The organism is Nocardioides sp. T5 (assembly GCF_048161455.1).
Classification (GTDB): Bacteria; Actinomycetota; Actinomycetes; order Propionibacteriales; family Nocardioidaceae; genus Nocardioides.
On record NZ_CP182415.1, the window covers coordinates 2,201,416 to 2,223,556 of the forward strand.

The 22,141-nt window shown below is 71.1% G+C and carries 13 protein-coding genes; 9 read left to right on the forward strand and 4 right to left on the reverse strand.

Annotated features, from left to right (window positions below):
- The first annotated feature begins 35 nt into the window (after window positions 1-35).
- From ACNKF0_RS10690 to ACNKF0_RS10705, 4 genes are read left to right on the forward strand one after another with little or no spacing between them, the layout of a single operon-like run.
- Window positions 36-926: a DUF3068 domain-containing protein gene (locus ACNKF0_RS10690; protein ID WP_416958224.1), complete on the forward strand. Its 891-nt coding sequence runs from the start codon at window positions 36-38 to the stop codon at window positions 924-926.
- A 26-nt stretch (window positions 927-952) separates the two neighbouring features.
- Window positions 953-1,930 (forward strand): AAA family ATPase, encoded by a 978-nt coding sequence (locus tag ACNKF0_RS10695; RefSeq protein ID WP_416958226.1) that lies wholly within the window; start codon window positions 953-955, stop codon window positions 1,928-1,930.
- A complete protein-coding gene (locus ACNKF0_RS10700) occupies window positions 1,927-3,147 on the forward strand; it encodes a DUF58 domain-containing protein (protein WP_416958229.1) in 1,221 nt (406 codons plus the stop codon). The genes ACNKF0_RS10695 and ACNKF0_RS10700 overlap by 4 nt, the downstream gene beginning before the upstream one ends.
- Window positions 3,144-5,345 carry a transglutaminase-like domain-containing protein gene (locus tag ACNKF0_RS10705; RefSeq protein ID WP_416958231.1) on the forward strand — a complete coding sequence of 734 codons (2,202 nt, stop codon included), beginning with the start codon at window positions 3,144-3,146 and terminating at the stop codon, window positions 5,343-5,345. The genes ACNKF0_RS10700 and ACNKF0_RS10705 overlap by 4 nt, the downstream gene beginning before the upstream one ends.
- Here ACNKF0_RS10705 and ACNKF0_RS10710 read toward each other — a convergent pair.
- A complete protein-coding gene (locus tag ACNKF0_RS10710) occupies window positions 5,283-6,101 on the reverse strand; it encodes a class I SAM-dependent methyltransferase (protein ID WP_416958233.1) in 819 nt (272 codons plus the stop codon). The two genes, ACNKF0_RS10705 and ACNKF0_RS10710, sit on opposite strands and share 63 nt — an antisense overlap.
- Window positions 6,102-6,160: 59 nt before the next feature.
- Here ACNKF0_RS10710 and ACNKF0_RS10715 point away from each other — a divergent pair, with 59 nt between their 5' ends.
- The 3 genes from ACNKF0_RS10715 (at window position 6,161) to ACNKF0_RS10725 (ending at window position 9,727) form a co-directional block, all read left to right on the forward strand.
- Entirely contained in the window at window positions 6,161-7,063 is a 903-nt protein-coding gene (locus ACNKF0_RS10715) for a phosphotransferase family protein (protein WP_416958235.1), read from the forward strand.
- A 218-nt stretch (window positions 7,064-7,281) separates the two neighbouring features.
- On the forward strand, window positions 7,282-8,769 hold the full coding sequence (gene rpsA, locus ACNKF0_RS10720) for a 30S ribosomal protein S1 (RefSeq protein ID WP_299929788.1): 1,488 nt from the start codon (window positions 7,282-7,284) through the stop codon (window positions 8,767-8,769).
- Window positions 8,770-8,884: 115 nt separating this feature from the next.
- Window positions 8,885-9,727: a patatin-like phospholipase family protein gene (locus ACNKF0_RS10725; RefSeq protein ID WP_416958238.1), complete on the forward strand. Its 843-nt coding sequence runs from the start codon at window positions 8,885-8,887 to the stop codon at window positions 9,725-9,727.
- Between the two features lie 4 nt (window positions 9,728-9,731).
- On the opposite strand, the gene ACNKF0_RS10730 is transcribed toward ACNKF0_RS10725, so the two are convergent.
- From ACNKF0_RS10730 to ACNKF0_RS10740, 3 genes are all read right to left on the reverse strand, one after another.
- Complete coding sequence (locus tag ACNKF0_RS10730) at window positions 9,732-11,006, reverse strand: class I adenylate-forming enzyme family protein (RefSeq protein WP_416958240.1); 1,275 nt, start codon at window positions 11,004-11,006, stop codon at window positions 9,732-9,734.
- 81 nt (window positions 11,007-11,087) lie between these two features.
- The gene (locus ACNKF0_RS10735; protein ID WP_416958242.1) at window positions 11,088-19,439 is read right to left on the reverse strand and encodes a PKD domain-containing protein; all 8,352 of its coding nucleotides are present in this window, start codon (window positions 19,437-19,439) and stop codon (window positions 11,088-11,090) included.
- Window positions 19,440-19,564: 125 nt separating this feature from the next.
- Window positions 19,565-19,723 (reverse strand): hypothetical protein, encoded by a 159-nt coding sequence (locus ACNKF0_RS10740; RefSeq protein ID WP_416958244.1) that lies wholly within the window; start codon window positions 19,721-19,723, stop codon window positions 19,565-19,567.
- 94 nt (window positions 19,724-19,817) lie between these two features.
- Between ACNKF0_RS10740 and ACNKF0_RS10745 the strand changes: the two genes are divergently transcribed.
- Window positions 19,818-20,768 (forward strand): GlxA family transcriptional regulator, encoded by a 951-nt coding sequence (locus tag ACNKF0_RS10745; RefSeq protein WP_416958246.1) that lies wholly within the window; start codon window positions 19,818-19,820, stop codon window positions 20,766-20,768.
- A 73-nt stretch (window positions 20,769-20,841) separates the two neighbouring features.
- Window positions 20,842-22,125, forward strand: a complete 1,284-nt coding sequence (locus ACNKF0_RS10750; RefSeq protein WP_416958248.1) for an aminotransferase class I/II-fold pyridoxal phosphate-dependent enzyme — start codon at window positions 20,842-20,844, stop codon at window positions 22,123-22,125.
- Window positions 22,126-22,141 lie beyond the last annotated feature (16 nt).

Consider the following 22,141-nt stretch of genomic DNA (forward strand, 5'->3'; position numbering starts at 1 on the left):
TCGTCGACTTCATTGCTCTGTCCAGGAGGATTCTTGTGCGCAAGGTCATCGCCGGCGTGTTGCTCGGCCTTGGTTCGTTCCTGCTCGTTGCCGCGCTCACGGTCATCCTCTGGGGCGGCGACGCCGTCAAGAAGACCCCGCTCGACACCGACTCGGTGACCAACCTGTCCGGCACGGCCGACAAGCTCAACCCGGGCACGGGCGAGGTGGAGTCGCTCCAGGTCAAGGCCACCAGCGTGACCAAGGCCGACGCCGAGCTCTCCAGCGACGACGTCGTCGTCTTCGTCAACACGACGTGTCTCGTGATCGACGAGGGGGACACCCCCCAGTGCGTCGACGACTCCGACGAGCGGCTGGTCAGCGCCAGCAGCGACGTGTTCGCGACCGATCGTCGTACGGCCGAGGCGGTCAACGACCCCCAGTACGTCCCGCCGAGCGCTGAGGAGAAGTCCGGCCTCGTGAACAAGTGGCCCTTCGACGCGGAGAAGAAGGACTACATGTACTGGGACAGCATGCTCGGCGAGGCGGTCGACGCCACCTACGACGGCACCGAGACGATCGAGGGTCTGGAGACCTACAAGTACCACGTGCTCGTCGAGGAGGAGGCGGCCGAGGTCGTCGAGGACATCGACGGCGTCTACTCCCAGGACAAGTACATCTGGGTCGACCCGACGACGGGATCCATCGTCAACCAGACCCAGCACGAGGTGCGCGAGCTCGAGGACGGCTCCCCGCTGCTCGACATGCAGCTCGCGTTCACCGACGAGCAGGTCGAGGGCAACGTCGCCGACGCCAAGGACAGCGGCCAGTCGCTGGACCTCCTCACCAAGACCCTGCCGCTGGTCGGCTTCATCGGTGGTGCGATCGCCTTCCTCGCCGGGCTGTTCCTGTTCCTGCGCGGGCGCCGCGACACGACTGCTGCCTGAGGCGGGACCGACCAGGTCCTGACGGCATGTCCGAGCTCGCAACTGTCCAGTCCGAGGACGTGCGGTGGTACGCCGACACGTTCGAGCGGATCCAGCACAACGTGGAGACGGCCGTCCTCGGCAAGCGACACGTCGTACGCCTCGGGCTGACCTGCCTCGTCTCGGAGGGTCACCTCCTGCTGGAGGACCTCCCCGGGACGGGCAAGACGATGCTGGCCCGCGCGCTGGCGAAGTCGCTCGACTGCTCCTTCGCGCGCATCCAGTTCACGCCCGACCTGCTGCCGTCCGACATCACCGGCGTCACGGTCTACGACCAGGCGCACGGCGAGTTCTCCTTCCACCCGGGGCCCCTCTTCCACAGCCTGGTGCTGGCCGACGAGATCAACCGCGCCTCGCCCAAGACGCAGTCCGCGTTGCTCGAGGTGATGGAGGAGGGACACGTCACCGTCGACGGGAAGACCCACGAGGTCCGCCGGCCGTTCATGGTGATCGCGACGCAGAACCCGATCGAGCAGGCAGGCACCTACCAGCTTCCGGAGGCGCAGCTCGACCGCTTCCTGATGCGCACCAGCGTCGGGCACCCCGACGCGGAGTCCACCGAGGCCCTGCTGGCCGAGTCGCGCATCCGCGACCGTGCGGCGGACCTCCTGCCGGTCGTCACGGGGCGGGAGATCGAGCAGATGGGCCGGTTGGCCGACGCGGTGCACGTCGACCCGGCCGTCATCGCCTACGTGCGCCGCCTGGCGGAGGCGTCGCGGGAGGTGCCCGAGGTCAGGATCGGCCTGTCCACCCGTGGCTGCCTGGCCTGGATCCGTGCCGCGAAGGCGTGGGCCCTCGCCGAACGGCGCGGGCACGTGGTGCCCGAGGACGTCGCGACGCTCGCGCACCCGGTGCTGGGGCACCGCCTGCTGATGGGCTCCGGGGCTGCCTACGGGGGTACGACGTCCGACGCGATCATCGACGACCTGCTCGCGCAGGTGCCCGCACCCCGCGACCGCGCGTGAGCAAGCGGGCCAGCACGCGGGGCGGCGCCGCTCGGCTGCCCGCCGCGCTGTGGCCCCCGCGCCTTGCGGGCCCGCTCCGTGTGTTCACGCCCCTCGGTCGCGGCGTCCTGGTCACTGGCGTCGTCGCAACCGTGCTCGCCGTGCGGTTCAACTGGCACGAGTTCGCGCTGGTCGCTGCCGTCACGTACGGGCTGCTGCTGGTGGCGATCGCCTGGCAGGTGCTGCCGGGGGAGCCGTCGGCGAACCTCGTGCTCAAGCAGACCAGGACCGTCGTGGGGGCCCAGCCGGTGGTCGCGGTCCTGGAGGTGGAGGCAGGCGCGGTCCCGATGCTGTTCCCGCGCGTCGTCGTGCCCGTGGGGACGCGCACGGTACGACTCCGACTGCCGTTCCTCCGACCCTTCTCGCGGCACGAGGAGTCGGTTGAGCTCCCCGCGATGCCTCGAGGTGTGCACGTGGTCGGCCCGGTCGCCTATGAGAGGACCGATCCGGTCGGGCTGCTGAGTCGCCGTCACACGATCGGTGGATCGGTCGATCTCTTCGTGTCGCCGCAGGTGACAGACGTAGACGTCTTCGCCGGAGGTCTAGCCAACGACCTCGACGGGGCGACGAGCCGACAGCTGTCGATGAGCGACCTGGCCTTCCACGCACTGCGCGAGTACGTCCCCGGGGACGACCTGCGGCACGTGCACTGGCGGTCGTCGGCCAAGGCGGGTCAGCTGCTCGTCCGGCAGTTCCACGAGACCCGGCGCGGTCATGTCACGGTGCTGGTCGACTGCGCGAGGTCGTCCTACCCGCGACTGCGCGACTTCGAGCTCGCGACGTCGGTGGCCACCTCGATCGCGCTGCGCTCCGTGCGCGACGACTTCGACACCTACCTGCGGTGCGGACCTCATGTCGCGCACAGCCGCCACCCCGTCGCGATGACCGACGCGGCGTGCCGGTTCGCCGTCGAGGACGACGACGGTCACCTGGCCCAGGCCATGGACGCAGCCGGGGCCGTCGCCGGGACCGGGCTCGTCGTCCAGGTCACGGGAGCGGCCCGGGCGATAGCCGACCTCGACGCAGCTGCTGCGCAGCTCGGTCGCGGAGCGGACTGGATCGTCGTACGTGCGGACAGCGAGGGCAAGACGCTGGTGCGTGACAGCGGATCGCTGCGCGAGCTCTCCGTGCCCGACCTCGCCCGCCTCCACGAGCTGATGGCGCGGGGGATGCGGTGACGCGCCAACAGGGCAGCGTCGCCGACGGGGTGGTGGTCGTCGTCGCCCTGGCGATGATCCTGTCGATCCTCGACGACAGCTTCGCGGACCGCACCTACCTCGTCGCAGGCCTGGTCCCCGTCGCGCTGCTCGTCGGTCTCGCCCTGGCCACCCGTCGTCTGCACGAGGGGGGCTGGTGGTACTCCCTCGCCGGTCTGGCGGGCTTCGTCCCGGTCGCGGCGTGGGCCGCGCTGCGTGAGCCGGGGCCGTGGGTGTTCCCGACGTTCCGCACGGTCGGGCGGGTCCTGACGGGGTCCGTCGACGCACCCCTGACGTTGGTCAGCACGGTTCCCCCAGTGGAGCCGAGCGGACAGGTCATGCTGGTGCCGTTCCTCATCGGGTTCCTCGCGGCGTTCCCCGCGGCGTGGTTCGCGGTCGCGACCACGCGCCCGTTCGCGCCGGTGGTGCCCTTGCTGGCGGCCCTCGCGGCGACCATTCCGCTGGGGGTGCTCGCTCCGACCCTGATGGTGACCCGGGGGATCCTCGTCGGGGGCCTGCTCCTCGCCTGGGCCGCGGTGCGGGCGCGTCGACGCGAGACCACCGCGAGCGCCACCCGCGGGGCCGGCGCGGCTGCCGCAGCGGCCGTCGTGACGGTGGTGCTCGTGTCCGCCCTCGCCGTGCTCGTGGTGCCCGACTCGGACGTGTCCGACCGCGTGCTGCTCAGCGGCAGGAACGACACGCCGCGCGTCGCCGACACGCCGGCACTGCCCGTGCCGAGGACCGACGACATCAGGTTGTTCACGGCGAGGGGGGTCCCCGACGGCCATCGGTTGCGGCTGGCCGTGCTCGACCTCTACGAAGGCACGGCCTGGATCCCCGCGGAGGAATCGCCGGGGTCCGACGGCTACGGGACGTTCAAGCGGGTCGGGTCCGCGGTGGCCGCCCTCCATCCCGGGACCACGGCGGTGGTGCGCGTGAAGTTCCGTCCCGGCTACTCCAGCGACTGGCTGCCGATGCTCGGTGAGCTGACCAGTCTCGACTTCGACTTCAATCCCGGCAGGACCGATGTCGGCGACGTGCGCTACAACCAGGCCACGGCGAGTGCCCTCGTGCTCGGCGGGGTCGACGTGCGTGACGAGTACCGCTTCGAGTCGGTGGTGGGGAAGGTGGGCTTCACGCGTCGCGACCGGACGCGCGAGCCGACCGACGAGCAGCGCCAGCCGGACGGTGAGTTCCTCGACGAGCACCTGGAGCCGTTCGACCGCCGGGAGCTGCTCCCGCTGGAGCGGGTACTGCTGCTGGCCCGCTACCTCCGGACGCAGGGCACGGTGCGGACCACCGAGGCCTTCGACCAGTCGCCCGACATGCTCGGGCGCCGCATGCTCGGGTCGCAGCGGATGACCGGCACCGCCTTCCAGTACAGCGCCCTCATGGCGCTCGGGGCCTCCCGGCTCGGCGTTCCCGCGCGCCTGGTCACCGGTGCGGCGCCGGGCCGCCGCGGGCTCGTCGACTACGGCGACCTCACGTCCTGGGTCGAGCTGCAGTTCGAGGACGGCACCTGGCGCCCGCTCGACCTGGAGCGATACCTCGGCTCGCGCGTGCTGGAGGAGGGCACGGAGCCGGTGCCGGCGCCCGACCCTGAGGACTTCGTCCAGCAGCAGCTCGACCAGGCGTCGAAGGGGAAGGACCGGGAGATCGGTCCGCCCCGCGACGCGGCGGAGCCGCGTCCCGCGCGGCAGGTGGCCCTGGCGGTCGTCGCCGTGATCGTCACGCTCGGTCTCGCCGCGTTGCTGCTCGTGCCCCTGGCGAAGGTGCTGCGTCGCGCCCGCCGACGACGTACGTCGTCGTGGTCCGGCCTCTACGTCAACGGCTGGCAGGAGGTGCTCGACGCTGCCCGCGACTGCGGCACCCCCGTGCCCGACGGGTGGAGCCGCTTCGCGCAGGCGGCCGGCCTGGGCGTGGGCGCCGACCTGGCCCGGGAGGCTGACGCGGCAGTGTTCGCGCCCGGACCCCCGGACGAGGCGGAGGGGCGCGCGTTCTGGGACGCGTGCCAGCGGGTGCGTCGTGAGCTCGTCACGCAGGGAGGACTGCGCCGGCGGCTGCGGGCACACCTCGACCCGGCGTCACTGGTGGCCGGCTGGGCCCGCCGGAGCCGCTCAGGCCGCCAGGCGCGCCACGAAGATCGCGGTCCCGGGCGTCAGCACCCCGCGGGTGCGTGACCAGCCTCCCCAGACCCGGTCGTGGTGCTCGGGCCACTCGGGCTCGACGAGGTCGACGAGCCTGAAGTCGTGCCCCGCGAGCAGGCGCACCCAGTCGCCCAGGGTGCGGTGGTGCTCGACGTACGACACCACGCCGGTCGCGTCGTCGACCTCCACGTAGGGGGTGCGGTCCCAGTAGGACTGGGTCGCGGTGAGGCCGGCCTCGCCCGGGTCGTCGGGGAACATCCACCGCGTCGGGTGGGTGACCGAGAAGGCGAACCGGCCGCCGGGTCGGAGCACACGGGCCACCTCGCGGACCGCGACGTCGATGTCGCTGACGAACTGCAGGGCGCCGAAGGAGCAGAAGACGACGTCGAAGCTGTCGGGGGAGAAGGGCAGGGCGGTGGCCGTGCCGCGCACGGACGGGACGGGGACGCCCGTCTCCGCGTCGAGGCGGAGCGAGTGCTGCAGCTGGCGGTGCGAGAGGTCGAGGCCGAAGCCCCGGCCGCCGTGCGTGCGCACCCAGCGCGAGCACTGCCCGGCGCCGCTGCCCACCTCGAGGACGTCGAGACCGGCCACGTCGCCGAGGATCCCGAGCTCGTCCTCGGTGTGGCCCTCGGGCCCCCAGACGAATCCGGCGTCACCCAGGAAGTTGCCGTGGGTGGCCTGGTACTCGTCGGCGTAGCGGTCCCAGTCGGGTCCGTTGGCACTGCGTGACTCGTGCTCGGAGACGGGGCGCCGCTCGACACGCACCGACTGCGGCAGGTGATCCTCCACCCTCGGAAGCCTAGTGGGGGTGCGGTCGAACCTCGCCGGCGTGTGCCACGATCGCTCTGATGAGCGACCTCGGACCCACGCTGCAGCCGCTGGCCGGCGGCCACTCCGGGCGCACGTTCCTCGGGGAGGTCGCCGGCGAGCGCGCCGTCGTACGCCTCTATCCACCCGGGGACCCCCGCGGTGACGCGGCCCCGGAGGTCGACCAGGCGTTGCTGCGCCTGGTGCGGGGCCTGCTGCCGGTCCCCGAGGTGCTCGAGGTGCGGCTCGGTGACGAGTCGACCGGCCGGCCGGGCCTGCTGGTGACGTCGTGGCTGCCGGGGGAGCGGGGCGACCTCGTCGTGGAGCGGCTCACCGCAGCCGGCGACACCGACGGGCTCCGCCGGCTCGGGACCAGCACGGGCGGGGTGGCCGCTGCGCTGGCCGCGATGCCCGCGCTGCGGCCCGGACCGTTCGTCGACCCCGAGCTGACCGTCGGCGCCTTCCCCGACGGTGGTCTCGACGAGTGGGTCGTCTCCCGCCTGGCGCACTGGCCCGAGGCCGAGCGCGCTGCGCTGGCGCAGGTGGCCCGGGACGCGCAGGACCTGCTCGACACGGTGCAGCGGGCCTGCCTGGTGCACAGCGACCTCAACCCGAAGAACCTGCTCGTCGATCCCGACACCCTCGAGGTGACGGGCGTGCTCGACTGGGAGTTCGCCCACGCCGGGCACCCGTGGACCGACCTCGGCAACCTGCTGCGGTTCGACCGGGAGCCGGCCTACGTGGACGGTGTGCTCAACGCATGGGCGTCGCGGCACGGCGGTGCCGCCGACGCGCTGCTCGACGGGGCGCGGGCAGCCGACCTCTGGGCCCTCGTCGACCTCGCTGCCCGAGCCGGCGAGAACCCCGTCGCCGACCGGTCAACGGTGCTCCTCCGTGCCATCGCGGAGGCGGGCGACGTGCACGCGTGGCCGCACGAGGCGTGACACCGGTCTGAGCGTGGACTGAGCGTGCCTGCCGGTTGGACGCCGAGCGTGGCGCGCGCGTAGTCTTGGGTGTTGCGCCAGTCGTCTGCCCGGCTTCCATACCGAGCGAACCCGGGCTCGCCGCACCACCGTCCGTGACCAGTCACCGTCGGGGAGCAGTGAAACAGGCAGTTGCACGCGTCCGCACGACTCCATCCATCCAAGGAAATTCCTTCCATATGACGAGCACGCTCTCCACTCTTCCGGACTACGACGCCCCTCAGGTGGCTGTCAACGACATCGGGTCCGAAGAGGACTTCCTCGCGGCGATCGACGCGACCATCAAGTACTTCAACGACGGCGACATCGTCGACGGCACCATCGTCAAGGTGGACCGTGACGAGGTCCTCCTCGACATCGGCTACAAGACCGAGGGCGTCATCCCCTCGCGCGAGCTGTCCATCAAGCACGACGTCGACCCCAACGAGGTCGTTTCCGTGGGCGACAAGGTCGAGGCCCTGGTCCTCCAGAAGGAGGACAAGGAGGGTCGCCTGATCCTGTCCAAGAAGCGTGCTCAGTACGAGCGTGCCTGGGGCACCATCGAGCAGGTCAAGGAGGAGGACGGCGTCGTCGAGGGCACCGTCATCGAGGTCGTCAAGGGCGGCCTCATCCTCGACATCGGTCTTCGCGGCTTCCTGCCCGCCTCGCTGGTGGAGATGCGTCGCGTCCGCGACCTGCAGCCCTACGTCGGCCAGACCCTCGAGGCGAAGATCATCGAGCTCGACAAGAACCGCAACAACGTGGTCCTGTCGCGTCGCGCCTGGCTCGAGCAGACCCAGTCCGAGGTCCGCCACGGCTTCCTGACCCAGCTCCAGAAGGGCCAGATCCGCAAGGGTGTCGTCTCCTCGATCGTCAACTTCGGTGCGTTCGTGGACCTCGGCGGCGTCGACGGCCTCGTCCACGTCTCCGAGCTCTCCTGGAAGCACATCGACCACCCGTCCGAGGTCGTCGCCGTGGGCGACGAGGTCACCGTCGAGGTCCTCGACGTCGACATGGACCGCGAGCGTGTCTCCCTGTCGCTGAAGGCGACGCAGGAGGACCCGTGGCAGCACTTCGCCCGGACCCACCAGATCGGCCAGATCGTGCCCGGCAAGGTCACCAAGCTGGTGCCCTTCGGCTCGTTCGTCCGCGTCGAGGAGGGCATCGAGGGCCTGGTGCACATCTCCGAGCTCGCCGAGCGTCACGTCGAGATCCCCGAGCAGGTCGTCCAGGTCAACGACGACGTCATGGTCAAGATCATCGACATCGACCTCGAGCGTCGCCGGATCTCGCTGTCGCTCAAGCAGGCCAACGAGACCGCTGCCGCCGCCGACGTGGAGGAGTTCGACCCCACGCTCTACGGCATGACCGCGACCTACGACGAGCAGGGCAACTACGTCTACCCCGAGGGCTTCGACCCCGAGACGGGCGAGTGGCTCGAGGGCTTCGACGAGCAGCGTGCGGTCTGGGAGGACCAGTACGCCAAGGCGCACGCGCGCTGGGAGCAGCACGTCAAGCAGCAGGCCGACGCGAAGGTTGCCGAGGCCGAGGCCGGCGAGGCCACCTCGTACTCCTCGGGCGGCGACGTCGTCGAGGACGGCGAGTCCGGTGGCGACACCGGCGGTTCGCTCGCCTCTGACGAGGCGCTGCAGGCGCTCCGCGAGAAGCTGACCGGTGGCCAGGCCTGATCGGCTGATCCACTGATCTGAGCACCACCACGACGGCCCGCCGGGGAGACCCGGCGGGCCGTCGTCGTCTGTGGGTGGGTGCTGTCGTCAGGGACGATCCGCTAGAACTGGCCTCATGACAGGAAGCGGAACGTCAGCCCTGGTGCTCGGCGGTGGGGGCATCACCGGGATCGCCTGGCAGCTCGGGATCCTCACCGGCCTGGCGCGGGCGGGTGTGGACCTCGCCGACGCCGACACCGTCGTCGGCACCTCCGCCGGATCGGTCGTGGGTGCGCAGGTGACCAACGGCGTCCCGCTCGAGGAGCTGTACGCCGCCCAGCTCGAGCCGGCCGACGCCGAGCTGGGGGGTCGGCTCTCCCGCATCGCGGCGCTCAAGCTCGTCCCGCCCTACGTGCTGCCCGGGAGCGGCCGCGACAAGCTCGCTCGCGTCGGACGGGTCGCCCACGCGTCCCACGCCCCCGGGAGCGTCGACCGCGAGGGCGTGATCCGCGCCCGGTTGCCGGTCCACGACTGGCCCGACCGCGACCTGCGCATCACTGCGGTCGACGCCACCAGCGGTGAGTTCACCGTCTTCGGGCCGGACTCGGGCGTTGACCTGGTCGCGGCCGTCGCTGCCAGCTGTGCCGTCCCGACGGTGTGGCCGCCCGTGGAGATCGGCGGGCGCACCTACATGGACGGCGGCATGCGATCCACGGCCAACGTCGACGTGGCCCGGGGAGCCGAGCGCGTCATCGTGCTGGCGCCCCTGCCGCGGTCGGTGAGCAAGAAGGTGTCGATCCGGGCCCAGCTCGAGCGCGTCGCACCGCGTGCCTGGTCGGTGGTGACGCCGGACCCGGAGGCGCTGGCCGCCTTCGGCCGCAACCTGCTCGACCCCGCCAAGCGCGCCGTCGCGGCCGAGGCCGGGCTGCGCCAGTCCCGCGACCTCGTCGACCAGGTCGGCCCGGTCTGGACGGCCTGAGAGCTCAGACCAGGTCGGCGAGCGCGTCGCGCCGCACCTTGCCGGTGGCCGTCATCGGCAGGCCGGCGACGCCGAGGTATTCCTTGGGACGCTTGGCCGGCGCCAGGACCAGCCGGGCATGGGCGTCGAGGGCGTCCGTCGTGACGTCGCCCACCACGGCGGCGCACACCCGCTGGCCCCACCGGTCGTCGGGCACGCCGAAGACTGCGACGTCGTCGACCCCCTCGACCTCGCGCAGGGCGTTCTCGACCTCGAGCGGGTAGACGTTGACGCCGCCGGTGATGATCAGGTCGGTGCGTCGGCCCTCGAGGTGGAGGTAGCCGTCGGGGTCGATCCTCCCGACGTCACCGACGGTGAACGCCGGCCCGTGCGGGGTGTCGCGCCAGGCCGCCGCCGTCTGCTCGGGGGCCCCGAGGTAGGTGAACCGGGCGTGCTGCGGCACGGCGCACCAGATCCGGCCGTCGTCGTCGGTGGTCAGGGTGCGTCCGGGGCGGGCCCGCCCCACCGTGCCGGGGTGCGCCAGCCAGTCCTCGGAGCGACACGCGGTGAACTGGCCCTCGGTCGAGCCGTAGAACTCCCACGTCGAGCCGTCGGGGAACAGCTCGACCAGCCGGTGCTTGACCTGCGGAGGGCAGGGGGCGCCCGCATGGGCGACGAGCCGGAAGGACGACAGGTCCGGGACGCCCGCGGTGTCCCAGTGGGCGAGGAGCCGCTGCAGGTGCGTCGGCACGCAGAACATCGTCGTCGGCCGATCGCGCTCGATCGCCGCCGTCACCACGGCCGGGTCGAACTTCCCCGGCACCACGATCCGGCCGCCGGCGAGCAGGGTGCCGGTCGCGAAGCGGAGCGGGGCGGAGTGGTGGAGCGGGCTCAGCACCAGGTTGACGTCGTCCGCGTCGAAGCCCCACAGGTCGCGCTCCTCGTCGACCAGGGCGGCTGCCTCGCTCTCGGGGAGGAGCCCGGACCACACGCCCTTCGGTGTGCCGGTCGTGCCGCTGGTGCAGTGGATCGGCCGGCCGAGGGGCAGCGACCGGGACCGGCCGCGCCGGGCGGCGAGCAGCTGCTCCACCTGCGCCTGCGAGGTGACGACGAGGTCGGGGGCGATCGGATCGAGGATCCGGTCGCGCTCCGCCTGCGTGAGCGCGGGGTCGAGCGGCACCGGGAAGATCCCGTCGGCGAGCAGCGCCAGGACCAGGTCGACGTACGACGGCGAGCCGGGGACCAGCAGGGTCACCCGGGCGCCTGCGGCGAGGGCGTCAGCGGTGCCTGGTCCGTCCATGGGGGCATTGTGCCTGCGCCCCTGCACACGCCAGCACCCGCCGGGGTGACCGGCGGGTGCTGGTGGTGGGGTGGCTCGGTGTCAGCGGCGCACGGTGATCCAGAAGCGGACGGTGCGCTTGTTGCCCGCCTCGTCCCGGACCTTCAGCACGACGCGGTGACGACCCGGCGCGAGCCGCTTCGCCGTCGCGACCATGACGCCCTTGCGGTTGACCCGCACCTTCGCCGCGGCCCGACCGTCGAAGCGCACCTTCACGTCGCGCGCCCGGAGGTCGTCGTAGCGGTCGCTGAGGCGCGCCCGCACCTTCGGCGTCCGGTCCTTGGTCACCTGGCGTCCCTTCAGCACCTTGACCTTGGGCTTGCCCCGGTCGACCGTCCAGGTGCGTGCGGCCGGGCTGGCGTCGGTGTTGCCCGCCTTGTCGGTGGCCCGCACCCGCAGCTCGTGCTCGCCCGTCCCGAGCTTGTTGAACGTCGCCGGGGAGCTGCACGGTGCCCACGCCCCGCCGTCCAGGCTGCACTGGAAGGTGCTGCCGGGCTCGGAGGAGGTGAAGGTGAACGTCGCCGCCGGACCGCGCCCCTGGCCCTTCGGGCCGTCGGTGATGGTGGTGTCCGGAGCGGTGGTGTCACCCAGGACCGGCGGGTCGGTCGGGCCGGGATCGGTCGGACCCGGGTCGGTCGGGCCGTCGCTGGTGACGACGACCTGCACGGTGTCGGTGACCTCGTCGGTGCCGTCCTGGCGGCTCACGGTGACGGTGGCCTCGTAGGTGCCGGGCTCGGTGTAGGTGTGCGTCGGGTCGGCGCCCTCGGCCTGCTCGCCGTCACCGAAGTCCCAGGCGTAGGTCAGCCCGTCGGTGCTGGGGTCGAGGTCGACGCAGCCGATCCGCTTGGCCGGGTTGTCCGGGTCGTGGATCACGATGGCCATGGCCTTGGAGCCGGCGCGCTGGTCGCTGGTGACGACCACCTCGCCGCTGGCGCCGTCGGCGTCGCTGGTGAACGGCAGCCAGATCTCGTTGTCCTCGGAGAACGGCTGGTCGGTGTCGAAGCGGAAGTGCGCTCCGCCGTTGCCGTCGGTGCAGGACTGCTCGTGGACGTGGACCATGTGGTCGGCGTCGGGCTTGAGGCCGGTGACGTCGAGCGTGGTCACGGTGGTGCCCCGCGAGCGGACCATCGAGGCGGTGCCGGTGAGGTCGGGGTAGGTGGTGGTGCCGTCGGCGAAGGAGCTGAGCTCGCCGGCGGTGGTCACCACCGTGGAGAAGTCGACCTCGAGCGGAGCGTCACCGCTGTCGGGCGTCGCCGTCGCATCGATCTCCGGCAGCGCCTCCTCACCGGTGACGACGACCTGCACGGTGTCGGTGACCTCGTCGGTGCCGTCCTGGTTGCCCGCGCCGACGGTGACGGTGGCCTCGTAGGTGCCGGGCTCGGTGTAGGTGTGCGTCGGGTCGGCGCCCTCGGCCTGCTCGCCGTCACCGAAGTCCCAGGCGTAGGTGAGCCCGTCGGTGCTGGGGTCGAGGTCGACGCAGCCGATCCGCTTGGCCGGGTTGTCCGGGTCGTGGATCACGATGGCCATGGCCTTGGAGCCGGCGCGCTGGTCGCTGGTGACGACCACCTCGCCGCTGGCGCCGTCGGCGTCGCTGGTGAACGGCAGCCAGATCTCGTTGTCCTCGGAGAACGGCTGGTCGGTGTCGAAGCGGAAGTGCGCTCCGCCGTTGCCGTCGGTGCAGGACTGCTCGTGGACGTGGACCATGTGGTCGGCGTCGGGCTTGAGGCCGGTGACGTCGAGCGTGGTCACGGTGGTGCCCCGCGAGCGGACCATCGAGGCGGTGCCGGTGAGGTCGGGGTAGGTGGTGGTGCCGTCGGCGAAGGAGCTGAGCTCGCCGGCGGTGGTCACCACCGTGGAGAAGTCGACCTCGAGCGGTGCGTCACCGCTGTCGGGCGTCGCCGTCGCATCGATCTGCGGCAGCGTCGCCTCCTCCTCGGTGACCTCGATCTCGACGCTGTCGCTGCCCTCGTTGCCGTCGGGGTCCGTCACGGTCAGCGTGGCGGTGTAGCTGCCCGCGGCCGTGTAGACGTGGTTGAGCGGGGGCTTGGGACCGGTGTACGTCGTCCCGTCGCCGAAGTCCCACGTGTAGGTGAGCGAACCTCCCTGGTCGTCGATCGCACTGATGTCGAACGCGACCGGCAGGGGAGCGGGACCACTGGTCGGCGTGGCCTCGACGGTGACCCGCGGTGCGTCGCCGGTGACGGTGATCTCGAAGTCGTCCTCGTAGGTCCCGCCCTTGCCGTCGCTGACGGTCAGGGTCGCGGTGTACGTGCCGGGGTCGGCGTACGTCACGTGGGCGTGCGACGAGGTCGACTGGTCGGACGGCTCGTCACTCTGGCCGAAGTCCCACAGGTAGGTGAGTGCGTCACCGTCTGGGTCGCTGGCGCGGGCCTCGAAGTGCACGTAGAGCGGTGCGGCGCCCTGCTTCGGGTCGACGAACGGGTCGGCCGTCGGCGCCTGGTTGTCCGTCGCGGGCTCCTCCACGATCACGGTGCCGCGCATGGTGGCGCCGTGGATCGTGCACCAGTACTCGTAGGTGCCGGGCTCGGTGAAGGTGTAGCGCACCGGCTCGCCGCCGGGTCCGCGGTACTCCTGGAGCGCGGGGTCCCAGGTGTCGGCGGTGTCGCGCGAGGTCAGGTCGTGGCCCATCGTGGCCTGGTCGAACTGCCACTCGACGGTGTCGCCCACCTCGATGGTGACCGTGGAGGTGCCGGTCTGCTCGGCGACCCACTGGTTGTCGGTCGCGGAGTCGACTGCGTCGACGACGAAGACGTCCGGGTTCGCCGGCTCCTCGACGACGACCTCGACCGTGTCCTCACCGGTCTGGCCCTCGGGGTCGGTGACGGTCACCGTCGCCGTGTAGGTGCCGGGCTCGGTGTAGGTCCAGCTCGCGTCGGCGACGTCGGCGGTGTCGTCCTGCGTCCCGTCCACGCCGAAGTCCCAGGCGTAGGTGAGCGCGCCACCCTCGGGGTCGGTGCCCTCGGCGCTGAACTCGACGTCCAGCGGCGCGGTGCCCGAGGTGGGCTCGGCGGCCGCGGTCACGCTCGGCGCCTCACCCTGCTCGACGCCGGACCAGCGGAAGAAGTCGAAGTCGGCCACCGGGTTGCCCCCGGCACCGCCCTTCAGCGCCATCACGCCGACCCGGGGGTTGGTGATCCCGGCCAGGGTGCGCGGGTCACCGACCTCCGTGAACGCCTCGCCGTCGGTGGAGTACCACCCACGCAGCTGGGAGCCGTCGGAGGTGAACCGCAGCCAGAAGGTGGTGGGGAAGTCGCCGGGCAGGAACGGCCCGTCGAAGCTGCCGCCACCGGTGTTCCAGTCGCCGGTGAACTCGAAGTCGTTGTTGCTCGGGCTCGACGACTTGAGGAACTCGATCCACTCGTTGCCGTTGCCCTTGTCCACGAAGGTCAGCTTGGCGAACCCGGAGCCGCCGCTGCCGGCGACCACTAGACCGGCCTGCTGGCCGGCCTCGGCGGGGTCCCAGGTGAGCTTGGTCGTCGCGGTCCACGCGCCGTCGGGCGCGTCCTGGGTGATGATGTTGGCGGTGTCGTTGTACTCGCCGTTGCGGGCGGTCAGGTGCAGCGCACCGTCGGAGACGTCGTACGCCGTCTCGTCGGGGCGGCGCACCGTCCAGTGGCAGTTGTCGAGCAGCTCGGTGTCGTTGAACTCGTCGGAGCGCTCGGGCTGGTCGCACGGCGGCGCCGGCTCCTCGGCCCGGACGCCGGAGACGCCGAAGACGTGGAGCTTGGGGTCGACCGGCAGCGTCAGGGTGTCGGGCTGCTTGCCGGACTCCAGCGCGATCCGCTGGGTGAAGATCATCACCCGCGGCGACGTGTCGCCTCCGCCGTTGTGGCGGTAGGGCATGTCGATGGCGATCTCCTCGCCGAACTTCGGCGTCACGGCCCAGTCGGTGAACCGCAGGGGGACCTGCACGGTGGTGCCGTCGTTGTAGGCGAGCGTGGCCTCCTTCTGGACGTCACCGTTGTGCGCGGTGGCGAGGATGCTCAGCTCGTCGTAGGTGCCGGTCGGCAGGGTGATCACCTGGCCGTCGGACTCGACGTTGTTGAGCTGGCCGTCGGCCGGGCTGCCCAGGTCGTAGTCGACGCCGTTGAGCTTCACCGGGCCGCCGTTGTCCTGCACGGCCGGGGGGAGGAGCTCGGCGGCGAAGGTCCAGCCACCGCCGTCGAAGTTGCCGTCACCGGGGTTGGCGTCGGTGGAGATGCCGTCGTTGTTGAACAGCTCCGACAGGTCGGCCACGGGCCGGCACTCGCCGTCGGCGAGGACCTCGATGCGCACCGAGCTGGTGCCGGTGTTGCCGTCGGGGTCGGTCGCGGTGACGGTCGCCGTGTACTCGCCGGCCGCCGTGTAGGTGTAGGTGGGCGACTTCTCGGTCGAGGTGTCGGCGTCGGTGCCGTCCACGCCGAAGTCCCACGCCCAGGTCACGGCCTGGTCCTGCGGGTCGGTCGCGGAGGCGTCGAAGTCGACGTCCAGAGGCAGCACGCCGCAGCGCGGGGTCGCGGTCGCGGTGACGACCGGGTCGACGAGGACGGTGATCTCCTCGGTCGTCCGGGTCAGGCCGCGGTTGCCCGCGGCGTCGACGGGCGTCACCTTCGCGGTGAACGTCCCACCCTCGGTGTAGGTGTGCGAGACCGTGCCGGCGGCACCGGTGACGATGTCGGACCCGTCGCCGAAGTCCCAGTCGTAGGTGATCGCGTCGTCCTGCCGGTCGATGCCCTCGGCGGTGAAGTCCACCTCGAGCGGGGCGCCGCCACGGACCGGGTCGGCCGTCAGCTTGTTGACGAACGGCTTCTGGACCTCGAGCTCCTTGACCTGGATGTTGCGGAAGCTGACCTCGTCGGCGTTGCCGTGGTTCTGCAGGCCGATGTAGCCGCCGGTGCCGCGGGTGCCGTCGGAGGTGTACTCGTTCACCACCTGGCCGTTGAGCGTCATGGTGTAGGTCTGGCCCTCGACCCGGATCTCGTAGTCGTTCCACTCACCGATGGGCCGGGCGTTGCGCGCGTCCTCGCGGTCGAAGTTGTAGACCGACCCGGTCTTCTGCGGCTCGTCGTTGGGCTGGCCCTCCTTGATCTGGATCTCGTGGCCGTTGTCGACCGCCACGTAGGGGTCGTTGCCCGGGTCGGGGAAGCGGGTGAAGACGCCGGAGTTGTCGCCGTCGTCGGACAGCTTGAACTGCAGCTTGACCGAGTAGTCGTCGAAGGTGCGCTCGGAGAACCAGAACAGCCCGAGACCGCCGAAGCTGGTGAGCTCGCAGTTCTCGACGGTGAACCCGCCGGGACCGGACTGCTTCCAGGCGGACACGTCGGTGCCGTCGAAGAGCAGCTCGTAGCCCTCGTCGGGGGTGGGTGCGGTCGCACACGGCTGCCGGACCGTCACGTCGACGGCCTTGCTGGTCGACTTGCCGGTCGAGTCCTCGACGGTGAGCGTCGCGGTGTACGTGCCGGGCTCGGGGTAGGTCCACGAGGCCGTCGCCGCGCTCGCCGTGTCCTCCTCGGTGCCTTCGACGCCGAAGTCCCACGCGTAGGTGATGTCGTCACCGTCCGGGTCGTTGGCCTCGGCGGTGAACTCGACGTCGAGGGGCGCGAGACCGTCGGCAGGGGTGGCCTCGGCGGAGGTGATCACCGGGGAGGTGTTGCCGGCGACGCCCAGGCCCTCGACGGAGAACTCGTCGAAGTTCATCTCGCCGTTGCCGGCGTAGACGAAGTAGAGCGGGCGTCCGCCCGCGTCGGCGTCACGTGCGGTGATGGCGGCGCTGACCGTCTTGTAGAAGTACTGGCCCTGGGTGCCGCCGTCGAGCGGCACGGTCGCCACGATCGGACCGTCCGCGGCTCCTGCGCGCACCTGGATGGCGGCACCGGCCTGCGGCCCGCCGGAGTAGCGGATCGACACGTCGGTCATGTTGACCAGGCTCATCGGGTCGAACATCACCCAGTCGCCGTTGCCCATGCCGGTGATCAGGGATCCACCACCGGGCCGCGTGCCGGACTTGTCGTCGTAACCGGTCTGGCCGACTCCCTGGCGCTCGGTGGCGTGCTCGGCCTGGCGCAGCTTGGGCTGGAGGATCAGGGTGTCGCTGCCCTGCAGCGGTGCGTTGGCGCCGTCGTTGGCGCCGCCGTCGGTGTAGGTCGCGATGAGCACGCCGTAGGTGTTCGCGTCGGGACCGTGGTCCCCGGCGGTCGAGGTGCGGATCTCGCCCTCGCAGCCGGTGACCGACAGGTTGGGGTGGACGTGGATGTCGTGGCCCAGGCCCGCCTGGAGCACGACCTTCGAGCAGTCGACGGTCTCCTCGGCGTCCTGCACGTCGATGCTGAAGGGGATGTCGTCGCCGGAGGAGTAGAAGCCGCCGTCGACCGGGAGCTCGATCTGCACCGTCGGCGCGGTGTTGCCGACGTTGACCACGACCTGCGAGGTCGCGGTCTTGCCGGTCGCGTCGGTGACCGTGAGCACGACGGTGTAGTCACCGGCCTCCTCGTAGGTCCTGCTCGGGTCGGCCTCGGTCGAGTCGGTCTCGCCGTCGCCGTCGAGGTCCCAGGCGTAGGTGACGTCGTCACCGTCGGGGTCGCTCGTGCCGTCGCTGCTGAACTGGACGGTGAGCGGTGCCGGGCCCTCGGTCACGTCGGCGCTGGCGCGGGCCACCGGCGCCGAGCCGTTGACGGCGTAGTCGATGCGGACGAGCTTGGTCTGCGGGGAGCCGGAGAAGAAGCCGGTGCCGTACTCGAGGACGTACATCGAGCCGTCGGGGCCGAACTCGAGGTCACCGGGTGCCACGAAGCCGCTCATGAAGTCGTTGATCGACTCGATGTTGCCCTCGGCGTCGGTGCGGACCTCCTTGATCCAGCCGCGGCTCATCTCCGACATGAAGTAGGAGCCCTCGAAGTAGGCCGGGAACGCCGTGTCCTCGGCCGCGGTGTTCTGCGACTGCCGGTAGACCTGACCGCCGGTCGGGGTGGATCCCTGGACGGCGGGGTACTTGTAGGGCGCGACGTCGGAGTAGGGGATCCAGGCGTCGGTCATCGGCGGCAGGGTCTGCAGGCCGGTGCTGTTGGGGGAGTCGTTGACGCCGGCCATCTCGTCCGGGTCGTTGCACGGGAAGCGCTTGGGGGTGCCGTCGGGGTTGGTGCGGTAGCGGTTGGCGACGAAGTCCCAGTCGACGTAGGCGCCGCCGAAGTCCATGTCGGTGAGGTCGTCGCCGACCTCGCCGCCGCAGTAGGGCCAGCCGCCGTTCATCGCGGAGTCGGTGCGGTTGAACTCCTCGAAGTGGCGGGGGCCGCGGTTGGGGCTGTTCACGCGCGAGTCGGGACCGACCTCGCCCCAGTAGACGACGTCGGTGTCGGCGTCGACGCCGAGGCGGTAGGGGTTGCGCAGGCCCATCGCGAAGATCTCGGGGCGGGTCTTCGCCGGGTCGGCGTCGGGGTACTCCGCGGTCGGGTAGGCGCCGCCCTCGCCGAACAGGTTGCCCTCGGGGATGTCGTAGGAGATGCCGTCACCGGCCGTCGGGTCGACGTCACCGGCGTCGTCGTTGCGGGGGATGACGCGCAGGATCTTGCCGCGCAGGTCGTTGGTGTTGGCCGAGGACTTCTGCGCGTCGTAGTCCGAGCGGCCCGAGCGCTCGTCGTGGGGGGAGTAGCCGTCGTTGTCGGAGGAGGAGGTGTTGTCACCCGTGGCGAGGTGCAGGACGCCGCCGTCGCCGAACTGGAGCGAGCCGGCGGAGTGGCAGCACACGTTGCGCTGCGTGCCGACCTCCAGGATGACCTTCTCCGACTCCTTGTCGATGAAGGCGTCGCCTTCGGCGTCGGTCTCGACCGTCAGCCGGGCGAGCCGGTTGGCGTTGTACGACGCCGGGAGGGGGGCGTAGTAGACGTAGACCCAGCCGTTGTCCGCGAAGGCGGGGTCGAGGGTGATGCCGAGGCCACCGTCCTCGAGGCCGCTCCAGACCCCGAGGCTCGGGTTGTTCATGATGATCTCGATGCTGCCGTCGGCCGGGTCGTACATTGAGATGTCACCGGCGCGGGTGATGAAGAAGACCCGCCCGTCCGGGGCGACGGTCAGCTCCATGACCTCGCCGAGACCGGTGCCCTGGCCGAGGACGACCTTCTGGAACTTCGAGAGGTCCGGCGGGTCGTCGGCGGCCGCGGCGGCGGTCTTCGCAGACGTGTCGGTCTTCCCGGTCGTGCCGGCCTCGTCAGCTTGGTCGGCCGGGTCGGCCTTGGCGGGCGCCTTCTCCTCGTCGGCTCCCTTCTCGGCGCCGGACGCGACCCGGTCGGGCGTCGGGTCCGGTACGGCGGCCGCCACCGGGGCGGTGAGCCCCAGGGCGAGCGCCAGCCCGGTGACCAGGGCGAGCAGGGAGACGAGGAGCTGACGGGACCGCACGGGCATGATGCGCCTTCCACAACCGAGAGCGAGTGGCGTCACAGGCAGACGGCCGTGTGACCGGCATCACGCTAGGCGCGACTTTTGTGTCAGGTCAAGCAAAAGTTGGTTTGCGTTCGGCGGAACCGGCCTCAGCTGCGGGGAACGAGGTGGAACCGCTCCTCGATCGGACCGAGGTCGTCGACCGGGTGGGCGGAGGAGGCATGGCCGGCGAACCGGTCGTGGCGGGCGTAGCTGACCAGGAGCGCGATGGCGGCGGCCAGGACCAGGAGGGCGATGATCGTGTTCATGGCAGCAATCATTCGCCCACCTGCTTCCTGCCACCAGTGGCAGGAATGACAGCATTGGTTGATTTACTGCCATGACTCGTGCGACGCTGCTCGTATGCAGAAGGTGGCTGTGGTGGTGCAGGAGCAGCCGGAGCCGTTCGGGCTCGGCGCGTTGTGCGAGGTCTGGGCCGAGCCCTACCACCCCGAGGACGACAACCCCGTCTTCGACTTCAAGGTCGTGACGCCCCGGCCGGGGCGGCTGCGCACGCGCGCGGGCTTCGACCTGCACGTCCACCACGGCCTGGACGAGGCGGCGGACGCCGACCTCATCTGCCTGGCTCCCAAGAGCGACCACCGCGGCACGTCGGCAGAGGTCTCCGAGCTCCTGCGGTCGGCGCACGCGCGCGGCGCCATGCTGTTCGCCCACTGCTCGGCGACCTTCATGCTGGGCGAGGCCGGTCTCCTCGACGGGCGTCGCTGCACCACCCACTGGAGGTACGCCGCCGAGCTGGCGGCTCGCTTCCCCGAGGCGGTCGTCGATCCCGACGTGCTCTACGTGCAGGACGGCTCGATCGTCACCGGCGCGGGATCCGCGGCCGCCCTCGACGCCGCGCTGCACGTGATGCGGCAGCAGTTCGGCGCCAAGGTCGCCGCCACGACGGCGCGGCGCATGGTCGTCCCGCCGCACCGTGACGGCGGCCAGGCCCAGTACATCGCCCGCCCCGTCCCGGTGTGCGAGTCGGAGGCGCTGGCGCCGCTGCTGGCGTGGATCGCCTCCCACCTCGCCGACGACCTCGACGTCGAGACGCTGGCCCGGCAGATGCACATGTCGGCGCGCACGTTCGCCCGTCGCTTCAAGGAGGAGACCGGCACGACGCCCTACAGCTGGATCCTCGGCGAACGCGTCCGCGCTGCGCAGGAGCTGCTCGAGCAGACCGACCACTCGATCGACTGGGTGGCCTCCGAGGTCGGCTTCGGCAACGCCGCGACGCTTCGCCACCACTTCGGCCGCTCCCGCGGGGTCAGTCCGCAGGAGTACCGTCGCACCTTCCGGCTGACGGCCTGAGCCCGAGCGACGAGTCGTTCCACGGGCGGAACGGCCGTGAGGGCACGGCCGGGCGACCTCTAGGCTGGAGTCCGTGAACGCGACTGCGCTGGCCGACCTGTCCGCCGACGACCTCGCCGCCCTGCTCGACGAGCAGCGGGCTGCCTACGAGCAGCTCAAGGCGCAGGGTCTCAAGCTCGACCTCACGCGCGGCAAGCCGTCGTCCCAGCAGCTCGACCTCGCCGACGACCTGCTCCGGCTGCCGACGTCTACCAAGGACGCCAGCGGCGTCGACGTCCGCAACTACGGCGGTCTCGAGGGTCTGCGCGAGCTGCGGGAGATGTTCGCCGAGCTGCTGTGGGTCGAGCCCGACCAGGTGGTCGCCGGCGGCAACTCGAGCCTGTCCCTCATGCGCGACTGCCTGGTCTGGATGATGCTCTTCGGCGCGACCGACTCCGAGCGGCCGTGGGGCAAGGAGGAGAAGGTCCGCTTCGTGTGCCCGGTGCCGGGCTACGACCGCCACTTCACCCTGCTCGAGAGCCTCGGCATCGAGATGGTGACCGTGCCGATGAACGACGACGGCCCCGACGTCGCGGCCGTCGCTGCGCTCGTCGCCGACGACCCGAGCATCAAGGGGATGTGGATCGTCCCGACCTACGCCAACCCCACGGGCGCTGTCTGCAGCCAGGACGTCGCCGCCCGGCTCGCAGCGATGCCGACCGCCGCGCCGGACTTCAAGATCTTCTGGGACAACGCCTACGCCCTGCACCACCTCACCGAGGACGAGGCCAAGAGTGCCGACATCCTCACCCTGGCGTCCGCCGCGGGGCACCCGGACCGGCCGATCATGTTCGCGTCGACGTCCAAGATCAGCTACGCAGGCGCGGGCGTGGCCTTCCTGGCCGCCTCCGCCGGCAACGTCGGCTGGTACCTCCAGCACCTCGGCAACGGCTCGATCGGGCCGGACAAGGTCAACCACCTGCGGCACGCGGAGTTCTTCGGCTCTCCGCAGGGCGTGCGCGACCACATGGCCAAGCATCGGGCGATCATCGCGCCCAAGTTCGCCGAGGTGGACCGGGTGCTGACGGAGCGGCTCGGCGGGCGCGGTGTCGCGACCTGGAACTCCCCGACCGGTGGCTACTTCGTGAACCTCGACGTGGTGCCCGGCACCGCGAGCCGCGTCGTCGCCCTGGCCAAGGAGGCCGGCATCGCGCTGACGCCCGCCGGGTCGTCGTTCCCCTACAAGCAGGACCCGGGCGACACCAACATCCGGCTGGCGCCCACGATGCCGCCGCTCGGCGAGGTCACCCAGGCCATGGAGGCCGTGGCGACCTGCGTGCTGCTCGCGGCAGCGGAGAAGGCGGCCGCCGACCGCTGACCGGGCGCTTCCTGCC

What these genes read in the sequence shown, in the direction of transcription:
- ACNKF0_RS10745 (WP_416958246.1), top strand. Translation starts at nt 19,818, where the DNA reads ATGCAGAAGGTGGCTGTGGTGGTGCAGGAGCAGCCGGAGCCGTTCGGG.
- ACNKF0_RS10715 (WP_416958235.1), top strand. Translation starts at nt 6,161, where the DNA reads ATGAGCGACCTCGGACCCACGCTGCAGCCGCTGGCCGGCGGCCACTCC.
- rpsA (WP_299929788.1), top strand. Translation starts at nt 7,282, where the DNA reads ATGACGAGCACGCTCTCCACTCTTCCGGACTACGACGCCCCTCAGGTG.
- ACNKF0_RS10730 (WP_416958240.1), bottom strand. Translation starts at nt 11,006, where the DNA reads ATGGACGGACCAGGCACCGCTGACGCCCTCGCCGCAGGCGCCCGGGTG.
- ACNKF0_RS10725 (WP_416958238.1), top strand. Translation starts at nt 8,885, where the DNA reads ATGACAGGAAGCGGAACGTCAGCCCTGGTGCTCGGCGGTGGGGGCATC.
- ACNKF0_RS10735 (WP_416958242.1), bottom strand. Translation starts at nt 19,439, where the DNA reads ATGCCCGTGCGGTCCCGTCAGCTCCTCGTCTCCCTGCTCGCCCTGGTC.
- ACNKF0_RS10740 (WP_416958244.1), bottom strand. Translation starts at nt 19,723, where the DNA reads ATGAACACGATCATCGCCCTCCTGGTCCTGGCCGCCGCCATCGCGCTC.
- ACNKF0_RS10695 (WP_416958226.1), top strand. Translation starts at nt 953, where the DNA reads ATGTCCGAGCTCGCAACTGTCCAGTCCGAGGACGTGCGGTGGTACGCC.